This is a genomic window from Pseudomonas sp. HR96, from assembly GCF_034059295.1.
GTDB lineage: Bacteria > Pseudomonadota > Gammaproteobacteria > Pseudomonadales > Pseudomonadaceae > Aquipseudomonas.
In genome coordinates this window covers 1491799-1507228 of record NZ_CP139141.1, presented here as the reverse complement: position 1 = coordinate 1507228, position 15430 = coordinate 1491799, and the positions used below count along the sequence as shown (strand labels likewise).

14 protein-coding genes are annotated in these 15430 nt (G+C 65.9%); 8 read left to right on the top strand and 6 right to left on the bottom strand.

Translation table 11 applies throughout. The features are described from left to right. Positions 1-81: 81 nt before the first annotated feature. The gene (locus tag SFA35_RS07135; RefSeq protein WP_320576648.1) at positions 82-1263 is read right to left on the bottom strand and encodes a hypothetical protein; all 1182 of its coding nucleotides are present in this window, start codon (positions 1261-1263) and stop codon (positions 82-84) included. A 132-nt stretch (positions 1264-1395) separates the two neighbouring features. Next, positions 1396-2598: a hypothetical protein gene (locus tag SFA35_RS07130; RefSeq protein ID WP_320576647.1), complete on the bottom strand. Its 1203-nt coding sequence runs from the start codon at positions 2596-2598 to the stop codon at positions 1396-1398. Between the two features lie 130 nt (positions 2599-2728). On the opposite strand from SFA35_RS07130, the gene SFA35_RS07125 reads away from it, so the two are divergent. After that, positions 2729-3661 (top strand): alpha/beta hydrolase, encoded by a 933-nt coding sequence (locus tag SFA35_RS07125; RefSeq protein ID WP_320576645.1) that lies wholly within the window; start codon positions 2729-2731, stop codon positions 3659-3661. Positions 3662-3733: 72 nt separating this feature from the next. Beyond that, positions 3734-4639 (top strand): formate/nitrite transporter family protein, encoded by a 906-nt coding sequence (locus SFA35_RS07120; protein WP_320576643.1) that lies wholly within the window; start codon positions 3734-3736, stop codon positions 4637-4639. Here SFA35_RS07120 and SFA35_RS07115 read toward each other — a convergent pair. Then, entirely contained in the window at positions 4636-5703 is a 1068-nt protein-coding gene (locus SFA35_RS07115; RefSeq protein ID WP_320576641.1) for an MBL fold metallo-hydrolase, read from the bottom strand. The genes SFA35_RS07120 and SFA35_RS07115 overlap by 4 nt on opposite strands. A 226-nt stretch (positions 5704-5929) precedes the next feature. On the opposite strand from SFA35_RS07115, the gene SFA35_RS07110 reads away from it, so the two are divergent. The 4 genes from SFA35_RS07110 (at position 5930) to SFA35_RS07095 (ending at position 12097) form a co-directional block, all read left to right on the top strand. Next, the gene (locus SFA35_RS07110; protein ID WP_320576639.1) at positions 5930-8518 is read left to right on the top strand and encodes an EAL domain-containing protein; all 2589 of its coding nucleotides are present in this window, start codon (positions 5930-5932) and stop codon (positions 8516-8518) included. A 133-nt stretch (positions 8519-8651) separates the two neighbouring features. Next, the gene (locus SFA35_RS07105; protein WP_320576637.1) at positions 8652-9851 is read left to right on the top strand and encodes a GAF domain-containing sensor histidine kinase; all 1200 of its coding nucleotides are present in this window, start codon (positions 8652-8654) and stop codon (positions 9849-9851) included. Positions 9852-9875: 24 nt separating this feature from the next. Then, entirely contained in the window at positions 9876-10361 is a 486-nt protein-coding gene (locus tag SFA35_RS07100) for a GNAT family N-acetyltransferase (RefSeq protein WP_320576634.1), read from the top strand. 104 nt (positions 10362-10465) lie between these two features. Next, entirely contained in the window at positions 10466-12097 is a 1632-nt protein-coding gene (locus tag SFA35_RS07095; protein ID WP_320576632.1) for a phosphoethanolamine--lipid A transferase, read from the top strand. A 3-nt stretch (positions 12098-12100) separates the two neighbouring features. On the opposite strand, the gene SFA35_RS07090 is transcribed toward SFA35_RS07095, so the two are convergent. Together SFA35_RS07090 and SFA35_RS07085 are read right to left on the bottom strand one after the other, a co-directional pair. Beyond that, positions 12101-12604: a GyrI-like domain-containing protein gene (locus tag SFA35_RS07090; RefSeq protein WP_320576630.1), complete on the bottom strand. Its 504-nt coding sequence runs from the start codon at positions 12602-12604 to the stop codon at positions 12101-12103. A 226-nt stretch (positions 12605-12830) separates the two neighbouring features. Next, positions 12831-13481 carry a LysE family translocator gene (locus tag SFA35_RS07085; RefSeq protein ID WP_320576629.1) on the bottom strand — a complete coding sequence of 217 codons (651 nt, stop codon included), beginning with the start codon at positions 13479-13481 and terminating at the stop codon, positions 12831-12833. A gap of 158 nt (positions 13482-13639) precedes the next feature. Here SFA35_RS07085 and SFA35_RS07080 point away from each other — a divergent pair, with 158 nt between their 5' ends. Together SFA35_RS07080 and SFA35_RS07075 are read left to right on the top strand one after the other, a co-directional pair. Continuing rightward, a complete protein-coding gene (locus SFA35_RS07080; RefSeq protein WP_320576626.1) occupies positions 13640-14053 on the top strand; it encodes a GNAT family N-acetyltransferase in 414 nt (137 codons plus the stop codon). Positions 14054-14074: 21 nt separating this feature from the next. Beyond that, complete coding sequence (locus SFA35_RS07075) at positions 14075-14866, top strand: methyltransferase (RefSeq protein WP_320576624.1); 792 nt, start codon at positions 14075-14077, stop codon at positions 14864-14866. Between the two features lie 19 nt (positions 14867-14885). Here the strand turns inward: SFA35_RS07075 and def are convergent, their stop codons facing one another. After that, positions 14886-15425 (bottom strand): peptide deformylase, encoded by a 540-nt coding sequence (gene def, locus SFA35_RS07070; protein ID WP_320576622.1) that lies wholly within the window; start codon positions 15423-15425, stop codon positions 14886-14888. Between the last annotated feature and the right edge of the window lie 5 nt (positions 15426-15430).

Below are 15430 nucleotides of genomic sequence, written 5' to 3'. Positions count from 1 at the left end.
CGGCAAGTGCCGTCATCGGAAATGCGACGGCAATGAGGCCAGTATTAAACGCCAGCCGCAGCGCAATCGCCAGTCATGCCGCTACTGCCAGCTGGCCAGCAGGGCCAGCGGCGGCAGAATCAGCAGCACGCCGAGGATCATCGCCAGCAGGTCGGCCACGCAACCAGGCGCCGATGCGGGCAGGCGGCAGCGCAACCGGGCTGCCAGCGGCGGGGTGATCAGCGCCCCGAGCAGCGCGCTGGCAATCATCACCCAGAGCGCCCCGCCGAGCAGCAGGATCGCCGAAGGCACCACCGACACCAGCGGGACGTAGGTCGGGTACCAGCCCTGGCAGGCCCATTCCCGGCGCCAGCGCAGCACCCCGAGCAGCGCCGCCAGCGCCTGGGCGCCCAGCAGCTCGAGCAACAGGCCGCTGCCGTAGACCGGCGCCAAGGGGTTGAGCCACCAGGCCAGCAGTACGCCGAGGATCAGCCCGGCGCTGGCCCACTCGTTGCCGAACGCGGGGGCCTCGGAAAAGTCGGCCAGTGCCCGGCGCAAGACCCAGCGGTAATCCTGAACCGGCGCCAGGCCGGGCGCCGGGCGCGGGCTATCCGACAGCGGCGGCGTTTGGGTCAGGCCTGGATAGCGGCGAAACAGTTGCATGGCCAGCAGGCAACCGCCGAGCATCCCGGCCGCCTGCCCCACCAGCCGTGGCCACTGCAGCGGCGCGCACACCAGGTGCACGGCGAGCATGCTCAGCGGCGTTACCAGCACAGCGGCGCCGATCGCACCACAACAGGCCACCCGCCATCCCGGACCGTAGCGCAACACCGCGGCCGCCGGCAGCGAGGCGAAGGCGACGAAGGTCGGCTGCCAGTGCGCCGGGGTCAGGGCCCAGCTCCACAGCAAGTTGCCCAACAGCACGCCCAGCAGCCCGCTGGCCGCCACCCATGGCCACAGACCGCTGCCTCGCGCCAGCGCGAAACCCTGCCATGGCCTGCCATGCCGCGTCGCCCAGCAGGCCAATGCGGCGCCGCCGAGCAGCCCCAGCGAGGCGAACTCGTGCTTGTAGAACATCACTTCGCTGAGGTCGCCGACGATCCAGCGCCAGAGCGCGGCCGGGTGGTCGAGGTTGTCCATGATGGCCTGGTAATCAGGCCAGGCGCCGCGCAGATCCAGGGCACGGGCGAGCATGGGGCCGCTGAGCAACCCGGTGAACAACAGCCACAGCCAGAGGCTGAGCAGGCTGATGGAGGTCAGAGGTCGCTGGATGGCTGTTTTCACGATAGGACCTGCGCTGATAAACCCGAACGGGCAGTTTTCTTATGAAAACTCACCCATTCGAATTTAACCATCAGGCTTTTCCGAAAATGTTGTAGGGGATTTCCGGCGCGCGGTGGAAAACATCCCGCCCGCTCATGTCGCCGGCAAGGGCAATGCAACACCCCCCGGGTGCTGGCGGATGACGCTGTAGGGCAGCACTGACCAGTCGCTGCCCTCGCAGGCGCGCATCACCCGGGCAAAGCTGGGGCCCAGGTAGATGCCCTGGGGCGTGAAGTGCCAGGAGGGGAAGCGCCAGATGTCCGGGTCGCTGTAGTCGCAGTCGTCGTCGGTGGTCTTGGTCATCTGTTGCGGGTAGAGCTGCTTGAACTGCGCCACCAGCCAGGGTGCCAGCACCTGCTCGCGGTAGTGCGAGAAGGTCTCGAAGTCGACATCGGAGCGGTCGGTGGGCGTGGCACCGTCGCGGTCGTCGTAGTGCAGCGGCTTGCCTTCGCCGATCCACAGCACGTCCTCCAGGGAGAGGTAGTGGCCGGTGCGCGCATCGAGATTGATCGGCGCGTCGCCGAAATCCGGATGGGCGCCACCGCAGTTGTAACTGGTGAAGACGCTGACGCTGAGGATGCTCGGGGTCAGCAGCTCAGGGGTGACGGTCTGCTCGAATTCGCCTTCGCCCATGCGGCTCGCGCCCAGCATGCAGGCGTGATAGGCGCTGACTTCGGTCCACAAACGCGCCTGCAGTTCGCGGTCGAGCAGGGCCTGCTGGGCCGCCGGGTAGCCTTTGCTGACCTGGAACAGGCTGATCTTGGAGTCGGGCTCCTGCTGCCACTGCAGGCGGTAGCCCATGCTGTCTTCGGTCTTGCCGTCGACCAGGCTCAGGCCACTCAGGCGCAGGTATTCATAAGGCGAGGCGCTGCGCAGGTCATGCCAGAACGGCGCGGCATCGGCCTGCTCGGGGGGTAATTGCGCCGGCTTGAGGGTGACGGTCAGGCGCTTGCCCTTGGGGTCCTGCCACTGCCCGCTCCAGCCCTGGGCGCCATCGGCGTGCAGGCTGAGGGTCGGGCGCGGCGCCTCGTCGAAGTTCTCCAGGCCCTCGTTGAGCTCCAGCTGCTCGCCCTCCAGGCTGCCCTCCAGCGCCAGGTCGCGGTGATGCTTGAGGTAGAAGTAGCGGCCGCTGACCTGGCTGGGGTCGGCCATGTCCAGTTCCACCACCACGGCCGCCGTGCCTACGGTGCCTTGATACACCCCCGGCTGCTCCTGCGCCTGGGCCCTGGCAAGGCCAAGCCAGGTGCCGGTGGAGAGAACGGCGGCAGTGACCGCGATGCGAATACCGGGGGTCATCCGGAGCTCCTTTTCAGTTCGATGAAAAATGTTTTGAAATAATTTGAATAACACTAACTCTATCCTGATACAGCGTGTTGCAGTTGCATGACCCCATGCCGCACACAGGGCACATCCTCGAGGGCAACCCATGGCAACGCTGACCGATCCCCCGTCCCCCGCCCCTGGTTCCCTGCCACCGGCCCGGCGGCGCGGCTGGCGGCTGTTGCTGGGCCTGGCATTGGTGCTGGTGGTGGCCCTGCCCTACGGCTGTTCGCGCCTGCACCTGAAAGAGCGCGAATTGCTGTTCAATATCGAGCCCGGCACCGCCAGCTGGTTCGCCGGCGTACCCAACGGGGTGCAGGAACTGGACATTCCGGTCAAGACCGCGCTGGGCATGAACCAATCGATGCACGCCTGGTGGTGGCCGGCCGGGCGGCCCAATGCGCCCGCCGTGCTCTACCTGCACGGCACCCGCTGGAACCTCACCGCGCAGGTGCGGCGCATCAGCGAGCTGCACGACATGGGGTTCGCGGTGCTGGCCATCGACTACCGCGGCTTCGGCAAGAGCCCCGGCGACCTGCCCTCCGAACGCAGCGTCTACGAAGACGCCGATGCCGGCTGGCAGCGGCTGCGCCAGTTCCAGCCCGACCCGGGCAAGCGCTTCATCTACGGCCATTCACTGGGTGGGGCGATTGCCGTGGACCTCGCCGACCGCCTGGCCAGGGACAACGACGCGCGGGCCGCCGGCCTGATCATCGAGTCGACCTTTACCGACCTGGGCTCGGTGGCCGCAGCGGTCATTCATACCTCGCTGCCGGTGCGCTGGATTCTGTCGGAGAAATTCGACTCCATCGACAAGATCGCTGACGTCGGCGTGCCGGTGTTGATCGTGCACGGCGCTGATGACCCGTACGTGCCCTCGCGCTTCAGCCGCGAGCTGTTCGCTGCCGCCGCCGAGCCCAAGCGCCTGCTGCTGGTGCCGGGCGCCAACCACAACAACAGCATGCAGCTGGGCAGCCGCGAATATGCCGAGGCGGTACGCGAGGTGTTCAACCTGGGGCCGGTGCTGGGTACCCGGTAAGGCCGCAGGCAACTAACCCAGCCGGGGCAGGTCTGTGCTCTAGCCCTTCACCTATCACCAGGCCAGCACCCCATGGACAATCACATCGACCAGCATGAAAAGACCCCCGGCCTCTCACCCGGCGAGGAGCAGGAAGCCGAGGAGAAACAGGCCCCCCGGGCCGCCCTGCTGCACGAGATCATTCGTGCCGAAGGCGACCAGGAACTGGAGCGCAGCGTCGCCGCGCTGTGGTGGTCGGCACTGGCGGCCGGCCTGACCATGGGCCTGTCGCTCATGGCCATGGGCCTGTTCAACTCGCGCCTGCCCGACACCGAAGCCAGCAAGGTGATTGCCAGCCTGGGCTACAGCGCGGGCTTTCTGGCGGTGATTCTGGCGCGCCAGCAGCTGTTCACCGAAAACACCCTGACCGCCGTCCTGCCGGTGATGACCAAGCCGACCCTGAACAACCTCGGGCGGCTGCTGCGCCTGTGGGGCGTGGTGCTGGCCGGCAACCTGGCCGGCACGCTGCTGGTCAGCTACGTGATGTTGCATTTGCCGATCTTCGACACCAAAACCGACATGGCCTTCCTCGAGATCGGCCGCAAGGTCATGGAAAACGACGTTGCGCAGATGTTTTCCAAAGGCATCATCTCGGGATGGATGATCGCCACCCTGGTGTGGATGATCCCGTCACAGGAGAGCGCCAAGCTGTGGGTGATCGTGCTCATCACCTACCTGATGGCCCTGGGCGACTTCACCCACATCGTGGTCGGCTCGGCCGAAGTGTCGTACCTGGTGTGGGCCGGTGAACTGAGCTGGCGCGAATTCCTGGTGCATTTCGCCGGCCCGACCCTGGCCGGCAACATCATCGGCGGCAGCTTCATCTTCGCCCTGCTCAGCCACGCCCAGGTGCGCAGCGAGTCCAAGGGCAAAGGCCTGCGCACTGGCGCTGACAAACAGGCGCGCGAAGGGCGCAAGCTCGAGCGCGAACGCCCCTAGTCCGGGCTGAGCAGCGGCTCGCCCGGCGCGCTGCCGATGCCCTGCCACCAAGGCTGGCCCGCGTCCGGCGCGAGGATGCTCTCGCGCTGGCCCATCTGCGGCGTACTCAGCGCCACCCGGGCCGCCGCCGCCAACGCGGTGATGCGCTCGAACGGCTCCTGCCAGCTGTGCATCGCCAGGTCAAAGGTGCCGTTGTGGATCGGCAGCATGCGCCGCCCACGCAGGTCGAGATGGGCCTGCAGGCTCTCCTCCGGCTGCATGTGCACGCTGGGCCAGTTGACGTTGTAGGCGCCGGTTTCCATCAGGGTCAGGTCGAACGGCCCGTAGCGCTCGCCAATCTGCTTGAAGCCCGGGAAATACCCGGAGTCGCCACTGAAGAACAGCCGCCAGTTCGGCTCGATCATCACCCACGACCCCCAGAGCGTGCTGTTGCTGTCGCTCAGGCTGCGCCCGGAAAAATGCTGGGTGGGGGTGGCGGCGAAGCGGGTGCCGTCGACCTCGGTTTCCTCCCACCAGTCGAGCTGGCGCACCTTGGCCGCCGGGATGCCCCAGGCAATCAGCCGGTCGCCCACGCCCAGGGTGGTGAGAAAATGCTCGGTGCGTGGCGCCAGCTTGAGCACGGCTTCGCGGTCGAGGTGGTCGTAGTGGTCATGGGAGAGAATCACCGCCTTGATCGGCGGCAGCTGCTCGATGGCGATCGGCGCAGGGTGGAAGCGCCGGGGGCCGGCCCATTGCACCGGCGAGGCGCGCTCGCCGAACACCGGGTCGGTGATGAAGAAATGCCCGCGCACCTTGAGCAGCACGGTGGAGTGGCCGAGCCGCCAGAGGCTGTCGTCTGGAGCTCGGGTCAGGTCATCGGTGGTCAAGGGTTGCACCGGCAGTGGCGCGTCGGGCCGGGTATTGCTGGGCTTTTTCAGCAGCAGGTACTTGACGCCGATGCGCAGTTTTTTCAGGAAACCGTCGCGCGGCAGGGTCACCAGGTTGCGGTATTGGCCGTCGACCCGCTGCGAAGCCATGTGGGCAGGGACGGCAGGCGACGAGGCGAGGTCGGGATGACTGGCCATGGGCAATTGCTCCTCGAATGGGCATGCACAGGGGTATGGGGCCGTGGGCGGCCGTTGGCAAGGGCACCGGCCGAAATCGCCCTTTAAATAATTTTTACAAAATGTACGAAAGTGCATTTCGTCTGACACAGGGTCGTCTGGCTGGTCATCAGCGCCACGGGATCCATACTCCAGCTACGACAGGGAATCTTCAGGTCTCTCCTCAAGGTCTCAAGGATAAGCCCGAATGGACACATCCGCCGGCTCTCCCGCGGTTGCCATGAACCATCGAAGCCACACCCGCAAACTCATCCTGACCATGGCGATTCTCTTCTGCCTCGGCGCACTGGTGGCCTTGGGCGGGCTATGGAACGTGGCCCGCACCTTGAACCAGGAGGCCCTGCAGCAGAGCCGCTTCTACGCCGTCAGGGCCCTCGACAATCGCATGGCGGCCACCGCCCAGGAACTGATCCAGAACTCGTTCTGGACCTCCGGCTACGACCATTTGAATGGCCTCGTGGACATCGACTGGGCCTTTACCGAACGCAACCTGGGCCCGGCGCTGTTTACCGAGAGCGGCTACGAAGGGGTGTTCGTCGCCGACCAGGCGGCGGTCAAGTACGCCATGCTGCGCGGCCAACTGAGCGCACAACCGGCCGACCGCCTGCTACCGCTGCCGCGCCGGGAGCTGCTCCAGGCGGTGCAGAGCCAGGCGCCGCAACGGGCGCCCGTGAGCCGCTACGCACTGTTCGAAGGCTGGCCGGCGATCGTCACCGCCGCCGCCATCCTGCCCGACGACGACCGGCCAGCGGTGCCCAGCGACAGCACCTCGATGCTGGTATTCGTCGACCAGCTGACCCCCACCAAGCTGCGTAAACTGGGCCTGGACTACGACCTGCACGGCCTGGCCCTGGTGGACGACCAGCACCTGGCCGCCGATCAGCCGCGCCTGAGCCTGGCGCAGACCGGCTTCAACCTCACCTGGCAGGCGCCCCGCCCCGGCCTGCGCCTGCTGCATGCAGTGCTGCCGCCCCTGAGCCTGGCGCTGCTGGTGCTGTGTGTGCTGATGGTCTACTTCTTTCGCTTCGCCCTGCGCAGCTCGCGCACCATCGCCTCGAACTTCACGGACCTGGCGCAGACCAACTCGGCCCTGGAAGCCAGCGAGGATCGCTTTCGCGCGGTGGCCGAGGCGGCGTCCGACTGGATCTGGGAAACCGACGCGCAATTTCACCTCACCTACCTGTCGGCGCGCTTCGTCGAAGTCACCGGCTACCCCGGCGACAACTGGCTGGGCCAGCCGATCGACGGCCTGCTGGAATGCGAGACCACGCCGCTGACCGCCTGGATGCAGACCCTGCACGATAGCCCCAACGTTACCCCGCTGCGCTGTCATTACCGCGACAAGGCCGGCCAGCTGCGCTATTCGCGGATCGCTGCGCGCGCCGTGGTGCGCCATGGCGAGGTCTGGGGCTATCGCGGCACCGCCAGCGACATCACCGACGAGGTCGCCGCCCACGCGCAGATCCAGCACCTGTCGATGCATGACGCGCTGACCGGCCTGTGCAACCGCAACCGCCTGACCCGTTACCTGGATGAAGCCCTGGCACTCAAGGAGCATTCGCCGCAGCTGACCGTCCTGCTGTTGGACCTCGACAGCTTCAAGCCGATCAACGATTCGCTGGGCCACCCCGCCGGTGATGCGGTGTTGCTGGAGGTGGCCGGGCGCCTGCGCGAAAGCACCCGCGACCAGGACCTGGTGTCACGCATCGGCGGCGACGAATTTGTCATCGTCCTTTCCAGCATGCACAACCGCCCGGAAATCGACCGCTTCTGCCAGCGCCTGATCGAAAACCTGCACCGGCCGATCCTGCACGATGGCCACACCCTGCACGTGGGCGTCAGCATCGGCGTGGCGCAGAGCGGCGTGCAGGGGTTCGAGGCCGGCGAGCTGATCCGTTGCGCCGACATCGCCCTGTATCAGGCCAAGGCCGACGGCAAGAACACCTGGCGCTACTTCGCCGCACAGATGAACGAGCGCATCCAGCACCGCCGCCAGCTGGAAACCGAATTGCGCGAGGCGGTCAAGCAGGGGCAGTTCGTCCTGCACTTCCAGCCGCGCTATCGCCTCGACGGCCAGGAAATCGTTTCGGTGGAGGCGCTGGTGCGCTGGCAGCATCCGATCGAGGGCCTGATCGGCCCCGATGCGTTCATTCCCCTGGCCGAGCAGACCGACCTGATCGTGCCCCTGGGCCGCTGGGTGTTGCGCGAAGCCTGCGAAACCGCGCTGGACTGGGCGCAGCCGTTAATGGTGTCGGTCAACCTGTCGCCGGCGCAATTCGCCCGCAGCGACGTGGTCAAGGACGTGCGCGATGTGCTGGTGCAGACCGGGTTTCCCGCCGCGCGCCTGGAGCTGGAGATCACCGAGAACGTCATGCTCAATGATGTCGACGGCGCACTGGCGACCATGGTCGCGCTCAAGGAGCTGGGCGTGCGCCTGAACATGGACGACTTCGGCACCGGCTATTCGTCGCTGGGCTACCTGCGCACCTATCCGTTCGACGGGCTGAAAATCGACAAGCGCTTCATCGCCTCCATGGGCAACGGCGCCAACGACCATGCGGTGGTGCAGGCGATCATCAACCTGGGCCGGGCCATGGGCCTGACCGTCACCGCCGAGGGCGTCGAGACCCAGGAGCAGCTGGACACCCTGGGCCTGGACGATTGCCACGAGGTGCAGGGCTACTTCCTCAGCCGCCCGATCGACAAGCAGGCCTTCAGCCGCCTGCTCAAGGCCCAGCCGGCCCTGGAGCTTGAGCGGCGGGTGGGGCGGCTGTAGGGCGGGCAGCCACTCGATCAGCATTGTCGGGTCGATGGCAAATCGTGCAGAGCAGATGACAGCCACCCACCCCGGCCATTAGACTTTCCCGGTCTCCCCACATGGCACCCGGTGCCCTCAGGCATATCCGCAGATGGGCAAATCAGTAGCCACCGACATCGCCACCATTGGCCGTATCAACGCGGTCCCGGCCATCCTGCAGGTGATCTGCGAGACCACCGGCATGCGTTTCGCGGCGGTCGCGCGCGTCACCGACACCACCTGGACCGCCTGCGCGGTGCTCGACAACCTCGGCTTCGGCCTCAAGGCCGGCGGCGAGCTCGACCTGACCACCACGCTGTGCCACGAGATCCGCGGCAGTCACCAGACCATCATCATCGACAAGGCCAGCGAAGACGAGACGTACTGCGACCACCACACGCCGCGCATCTACCAGTTCGAGAGCTACATCTCGGTGCCGGTGTTTCGCACCGATGGCAGCTTCTTCGGCACCATCTGCGCCCTCGACCCACGCCCCGCCGCCCTGAAGAACAGCCCCATCCAGCCGATGATGGAGTCGTTCGCGCGGCTGCTGGCGATCCAGATGGAAAGCGAGGAAAACGTCCAGCGCACCGAAGCCGCGCTGCTGCGCGAGCGCGAAGTGGCCGGGCTGCGCGAGCAGTTCATCGCGGTGCTGGGCCACGACCTGCGCAACCCGCTGTTCGCCATCACCGCCGGTGCCGAGCTGCTCGAGCGCCGTGACGAAGACGAAAAACGCCTGTCGATCATTCGCCACATCCTCACCAGCGGCCGGCGCGCGACGCAGCTGGTCGAGGACGTGCTCGACTTCGCCCGCGGACGCCTGGGCGAGGGCATCACCCTCAATTTGCAGCCCTGCCCGGACCTCGCCGAAGCTATCCAGCATGTGGTGCACGAGATCCAGCGGGTGCACCCCGAGCGCGTGATCCTGCTGCGGGTGCGCGACACCCAGGGCATCGTCTGCGACCGCGAGCGGGTCTGCCAGTTGCTCTCCAACCTGCTGGGCAATGCCATCAACCACGGCGCCAGCGACAGCCCGATACACGTCAGCGCGGAAATGCTCGGCGATGCCTTCGTCATCGCTGTGCACAACCTCGGCCAGCCGATCCCGCTGGCGGTGCAGACCCAGCTGTTCCAGCCGTTCACCCGCCCGGGCGCGGAGTCCACCCATCGCGGCCTCGGACTGGGGCTGTACATCGCCAACCAGATCGCCGTGGCCCATGGTGGCCACATGGAAGTGCTGTCCACCGCCGAAGCCGGTACGCTGTTCAGCTTCCATATGCCCTCCACGGCGCCGACCCTGGCGCTGACCTGACCACCGCACTGCAAGGATAGCGCCGTGCCCACCCGCCTCGTGGACCATGACCTGCTCGACGAAGAGCAACGCCAACAGTTGAGCGAACTGCAGATACTGCCCGAGCAGAAACGCTGGTCGGGCGATATCGCCGGCGCCCTGCACACCCTGACCAGCGCGCCCTGCCCCGGCATCAAGGGCTTCGCACTGCTCGACGACGAGCGCCCGGTGGCCTTCCTGCTGCTCAAGCGCCCGCCGTTCCTGCCGCCCTGGGCCGACGAAAAGGCCGCCACCCTGCACGCCCTGCAGGTCGACAGCCGGCAGCAGGGCCGCGGTTACGGCCGCGCCTGCCTGCGAGCCCTGCCCGCCGCCAGCCGTGCCGTGTGGCCCCGGGTACGCCAGCTGATGCTGTCGGTCGATAGCGACAACCTGGCCGCCATGGGCCTGTACCTGAGCGAGGGCTGGGTCGACTCCGGGACCGCCTATCGCGGGCGTGTAGGATACGAACGGCGCCTTTCACTCAAGATTTGACACATTTTTGACGAGCGCACCGCTAAATTCCCGCCGCCGGCGCGGTAACCATCGGCAGGCTCTCGAATTCCGGCCTTGATATCCACAAGTAGGGGGAAACATCCATGCTCAAGCGTGTCAGCTCCACTCGGCTGGTCTTGCTGTTCTCACTGGCGCTGGTGGCGTTGTACAACCTGGAGACGTGGAAGGCCGTCAACTCGCTGGTGCAACTGGACGGCATCAAGGCCATCGGCTTCAACATTTCCTGGGCGGTATTCCTCTGGGCCGCCTTCAGCCTGCTGCTGATGCCGTTTTCATTCCGCCCCACGCTCAAGCCGGTGCTGTCGATCATCGCGTTGTGCTCGGCCGCTGCCGCCTACTTCATGAACGACTACGGCATCGCCATCGACACGGTGATGATCCAGAACATCCTGGAGACCAACCCGGGTGAGGCCAAGGCCCTGCTCAGCGTCAAGCTGTTAGTCTACCTCGCCGTGCTCGGCCTGTTGCCGATCATCCTCATCTGGCGCTGGCCGGTGGCCTACCGCCGACCGCTGCCGGGGCTGCTCAACAAGTTGCTGGTGATGGTCGCCTGCGTGGTGCTGATCCTGGTGTCGGTGGGCGCCTTCTATTCCACCTACGCCCCGGTATTCCGCCAGCCGGACAAACTGACCCACTTCATCAACCCGACCAACTACATCTATGCGGTCGGCAAGCTGGGCAAGGGCCAGCTGGGCCTCAAGCAGGACATCAAGGTGCAGACCGTGGGCGAGGATGCGCGCATGAGCAATGCCGCCCAGGCCCGGCCGAAGAAGAGCCTGATGGTGTTCGTGGTCGGCGAGACCGCCCGCGCCGACCATTTCTCGCTGGATGGCTATGGCCGCGAGACCAACCCGGAACTCAAGCAGCTCGACATCCTCAACTTCACCCAGGTGCATTCCTGCGGCACTTCCACGGCGGTGTCGGTGCCGTGCATGTTCTCGATGTTCCCGCGCAAGGAATACAGCGACAGGAAGGGCAAAACCTACGAGGGCCTGCTGGACATCGCCCAGCGCGCCGGTGTGCAGGTGCTGTGGCTGGACAACAACAGCGACTGCAAGGGCACCTGTCTGCGTGTGCCCCACAAGGACATCCCCAAGAGCCAGGCCAGCCCGTTCTGCGACGGCACCAACTGCCTCGACGAATCGCTGCTGGTGGGCCTGCAGGACTACATCGACAGCCTGACCGACAACGCTATCATCGTGCTCCATGCCGACGGCAGCCACGGCCCGGAATACTACGACCGCTACCCCAAGGACAAGGAGCAGTTCACCCCGGTGTGCCGCACCAACCAGCTGGGCAGCTGCAGCCACGACGAGCTGATCAACGTGTATGACAACACCATCCTCTACACCGACCACTTCCTGGCCCAGGTGGTGGCGTTGCTGAAGAAGAATCAGGAGAAGTACGACACCTCGATGCTCTACGTGTCCGACCACGGCGAGTCGCTGGGCGAGAACGGCATGTACCTGCACGCCGCCCCCTATGCCATCGCCCCGGAGAGCCAGACCCACGTGCCGATGGTGTTCTGGTTCGGCGACCAGACCCTCAAGGACGCTGGGGTCGACCGCGACTGCCTGCAGGCCAAGCGCGACCAGCCGGACCTGAGCCACGACTACATGTTCCATTCGGTGCTGGGCCTGCTGGGCGTCGAAACCCATGTCTACGACGCTTCGCTGGACATGTTCCACAGCTGCCGCAGCGCTGCACCACGCTGACCGTCAGGCCTGGGCCTTGGGCCGCACCGGCAGCCAGATTTCCAGGCCGCCGGTTCCGGTGAGCGCCTCGAAGTGCTCGCCGTAGCGCTCGTACTCCGGCGCGTCGGCCGTCTCGTAGTCGCTGCCCGGCAGCCATTGCTGCCAGATTGCCTTGAAGGTCTGGCCGATGGTGGAAATGTGGCCCTGGTGTTCGAACACCGCATAATGCTGCGGCGTCAGCTGCACGGTGCGAAACGCCTCGGGCAGCCCTTCCAGCGTGTTCACCTCGACGCCGGCGATGTACTCGAAGCCGCCGTGGCCGTCCGGGTGGCAGCACACGCCATAGCTGACTATCCCCTGCTGGCCGGGGACCTTGCCCAGAAATGGGGCGAACTCCTGCCACAAGGCCGGGATGCCACTGGCAGTCTCAAGGGTGAAGCGCTCGCCGAAACCGGCGATGATCAGGCCGCGACCGTCTTCGAAACGGGCCGGGGTGAGGACGGGTTGTTCTGCACTGCTCTCTGACATGGTGGGGCGCTCTGTTCACAGGTCGCCTCACCATAGTCAATTTTCTCCTCAATGACCAAACAGACCGACACCGGCCTTCTTGGCTTTTTTCTCGGCGCGTTTTTCGTCGGCCGATTTGCTCGGTTTTTTCTTCGCGGCTTTTTTCGAATCGAGGCCTTTCATGGGGCATGCTCCACGTGATGTCGTCCCCCGGTGGGGATGACTCTTGAGGTATAGCAGCTATCGCTCAGAGCGTGGGGCCGGCCTTGAGAATGAACTCGGCATAGCCGGAACCGATCACGTACACCGCGAAGTAGCAGAAGATCGCCGCCGAGGCGAGGTAGGAGTAGCGCAGCAGCCGATCGCCCAGCAGCTTGCCGCCCTGGCTGGCGGCCAGGCACAGCACTGCGCACCAGAGCACCCCGGCAGTGAAGAACCCACCCAGGAACACCCCGGTGCCCAGCGGCCCGCTGGCCCCGGACCGGGAAATCAGCACCCCGCCGACCGCTGCGAACCAGAGAATCGCCGTGGGCGAGGACATTGCCAGAAACACCCCTCGGCCGAATTCACGCCAGCCGGAATGGACCGCCACGCTGGCGCCCGGCTCCACGCTGCCAGCACCGCGCCAGGCGTTGAGCAGCATCTTGATCGCGAAGTAGATCAGCAAGGCCGAGCCACCGACCCACAAGCCCCAGCGGATCCAGCTGTATTGCAGCAGCACGGTCATGCCGGCCAGGGCGAGAATGGCGTAGGCGAGGTCGCCGAAGCAGGTGCCCAGGCCGAGCCAGAAGCCCTGCAGATAACCGCGCTGCATGGCCAGGGTGATCATCGCGATATTGGCGATGCCGATGTCCAGGCACAGGGAAAGAGACAGGAGAAAACCACGGGTGAATTGCATCGAAAAGCCAACGTCCATTGTTTTTAAGTCGGTCGGAAAATAGTACCGTGCTCGACCGCTGTTGTGGGTAGGAATGCAACCGATTGGCTGCGCAGAGTCCAAAGCTCTGTTGCCCCGGCCCGCCCCACCCAAGCATTCTCTGCCCCGCAAGGTTGCCGATGCCCCCCATCACCTACGCCCCACTCGACGCCCGCCAGCTACTCAACAAGTTCTACCGCGACCAGCGTTCGCCCATGCGCGCCGGCAATGGCGCTACGTTGTGGGTGGCCCGGGCCCCGGCCATCGTCGCCGGCCTGAGCCTGACGCCGATCGCCGACGGCCACTGGCTGACCGGCCTGCTGGTGGCCCAGGCGCAACGCGGCCAGGGCCTCGCCCGCGGGCTGGTGGGCGCCGCCAGGCTCAGCGTCCACGGCCCGGTCTGGCTGTTCTGCCACCCGGACCTGCAGGGCTTCTATGAAAAGCTCGGTTTCACCCCCGACCCACCGCTGCCAGTGCCCCTGGCCGAGCGGCTGAGGGGCTATCAGCAAAGCAAGTTTCTGCTGGCCATGGCCTCATGTGCTAGCCTCGGCTGATCCCCTCATGCAAGGATCGACATGAAACTCCAGCTCCTGACCGCCGCATTGCTGAGCTTGGCCTCACTGCCGTCCTTCGCCGCCGCGCCCGCCTCGACCATCGACGACGCCACATTCAACAAGGTGCTCGCTGGCGACTGGCGCCCGGCGCAGAACAGCGCCCGGGACCCATACCGCCACCCGCGCGAAACATTACAGTTCTTCGGCCTGCGCCCCGAGCAGACCGTGATCGAGATCACCCCCGGCGGCGGCTGGTACAGCGAGGTGTTGGGCCCGCTGCTGCAGGACAAGGGGCATTACATCGCCGCCGTCGAAGTCGACAGCCCCGGCACCTTGAACGCCAAGTTCAGCGCCGACCCCGCGCACTACGCCAAGAGCAGCGTGGTCACCTTCCAGCCCGCCCACCCACGCTTCGGCGCCGCCGGCTCGGCGGATACCGTGCTGACGTTTCGCAACGTGCACAACTGGGTCATGGCCGATGACGCGCCGCAAATGTTCAAAGCTTTCTACAAGGTGCTCAAGCATGGCGGCACATTGGGCGTGGTCGACCACCGTGGCCCTCAGGACGAATCCCTCGCGCAGATCAAGCAGAGCGGCTACCTGCCCACTGCCTACGTGATCAAGCTGGCGACCGACGCAGGCTTCAAGCTGGCCGGGCAGAGCGAGGTCAACGCCAACCCCAGGGACACCAAGGATTACCCCCAAGGGGTGTGGACCCTGCCGCCCACCCTCAAGCTGGGTGAACAGGACAAGGCCCGCTACCTGGCCATCGGCGAATCGGACCGCATGACGCTGCGCTTCACCAAGCCCTGAATCCCTGCCCGCGCCGGCTTCAATCGTCGGCGTTGGGGTCGAGCCCGGGGAACAGCACTTCGGTAAAACCGAAACGGGTGAAATCGGTCACGCGCGAGGGGTATAGCCGGCCGATCAGATGATCGCACTCGTGTTGCACCACGCGGGCATGAAACCCATTGGCAATGCGCTGGATGGGCTGGCCGTCCGGGTCGAACCCCTCATAGCGGATGCTTTGATAGCGCTCCACCACGCCGCGCAGGCCGGGCACCGACAGGCATCCTTCCCAGCCCTGTTCCAGCAACGGGCTGAGCGGGGTGATCAGCGGGTTGAGCAGGACCGTCTGCGGCACCGGCTCGGCGTCAGGGTAACGCTCGCTGCGCTCGAAACCGAAGATCACCAGCTGCAGGTCGATGCCGATCTGCGGCGCCGCCAGCCCCACCCCGCCGACATGCTCCATGGTCTGGAACATGTCGGCGATCAGCTGCTTGAGCTCGGCGGAGCCGAACATTGCAGCGGGCACCGGCGGAGCGATGCGCAGCAGGCGCTCATCGCCCATCTTGAGAATGTCACGAATCATTGCAC

Excerpts from the sequence above, each read along its gene's own strand:
- SFA35_RS07130 (WP_320576647.1), bottom strand. The coding sequence starts at position 2,598 with ATGACCCCCGGTATTCGCATCGCGGTCACTGCCGCCGTTCTCTCCACC.
- SFA35_RS07125 (WP_320576645.1), top strand. The coding sequence starts at position 2,729 with ATGGCAACGCTGACCGATCCCCCGTCCCCCGCCCCTGGTTCCCTGCCA.
- SFA35_RS07120 (WP_320576643.1), top strand. The coding sequence starts at position 3,734 with ATGGACAATCACATCGACCAGCATGAAAAGACCCCCGGCCTCTCACCC.
- SFA35_RS07115 (WP_320576641.1), bottom strand. The coding sequence starts at position 5,703 with ATGGCCAGTCATCCCGACCTCGCCTCGTCGCCTGCCGTCCCTGCCCAC.
- SFA35_RS07110 (WP_320576639.1), top strand. The coding sequence starts at position 5,930 with ATGGACACATCCGCCGGCTCTCCCGCGGTTGCCATGAACCATCGAAGC.
- SFA35_RS07105 (WP_320576637.1), top strand. The coding sequence starts at position 8,652 with ATGGGCAAATCAGTAGCCACCGACATCGCCACCATTGGCCGTATCAAC.
- SFA35_RS07095 (WP_320576632.1), top strand. The coding sequence starts at position 10,466 with ATGCTCAAGCGTGTCAGCTCCACTCGGCTGGTCTTGCTGTTCTCACTG.
- SFA35_RS07090 (WP_320576630.1), bottom strand. The coding sequence starts at position 12,604 with ATGTCAGAGAGCAGTGCAGAACAACCCGTCCTCACCCCGGCCCGTTTC.
- SFA35_RS07085 (WP_320576629.1), bottom strand. The coding sequence starts at position 13,481 with ATGCAATTCACCCGTGGTTTTCTCCTGTCTCTTTCCCTGTGCCTGGAC.
- SFA35_RS07080 (WP_320576626.1), top strand. The coding sequence starts at position 13,640 with ATGCCCCCCATCACCTACGCCCCACTCGACGCCCGCCAGCTACTCAAC.
- SFA35_RS07075 (WP_320576624.1), top strand. The coding sequence starts at position 14,075 with ATGAAACTCCAGCTCCTGACCGCCGCATTGCTGAGCTTGGCCTCACTG.
- def (WP_320576622.1), bottom strand. The coding sequence starts at position 15,425 with ATGATTCGTGACATTCTCAAGATGGGCGATGAGCGCCTGCTGCGCATC.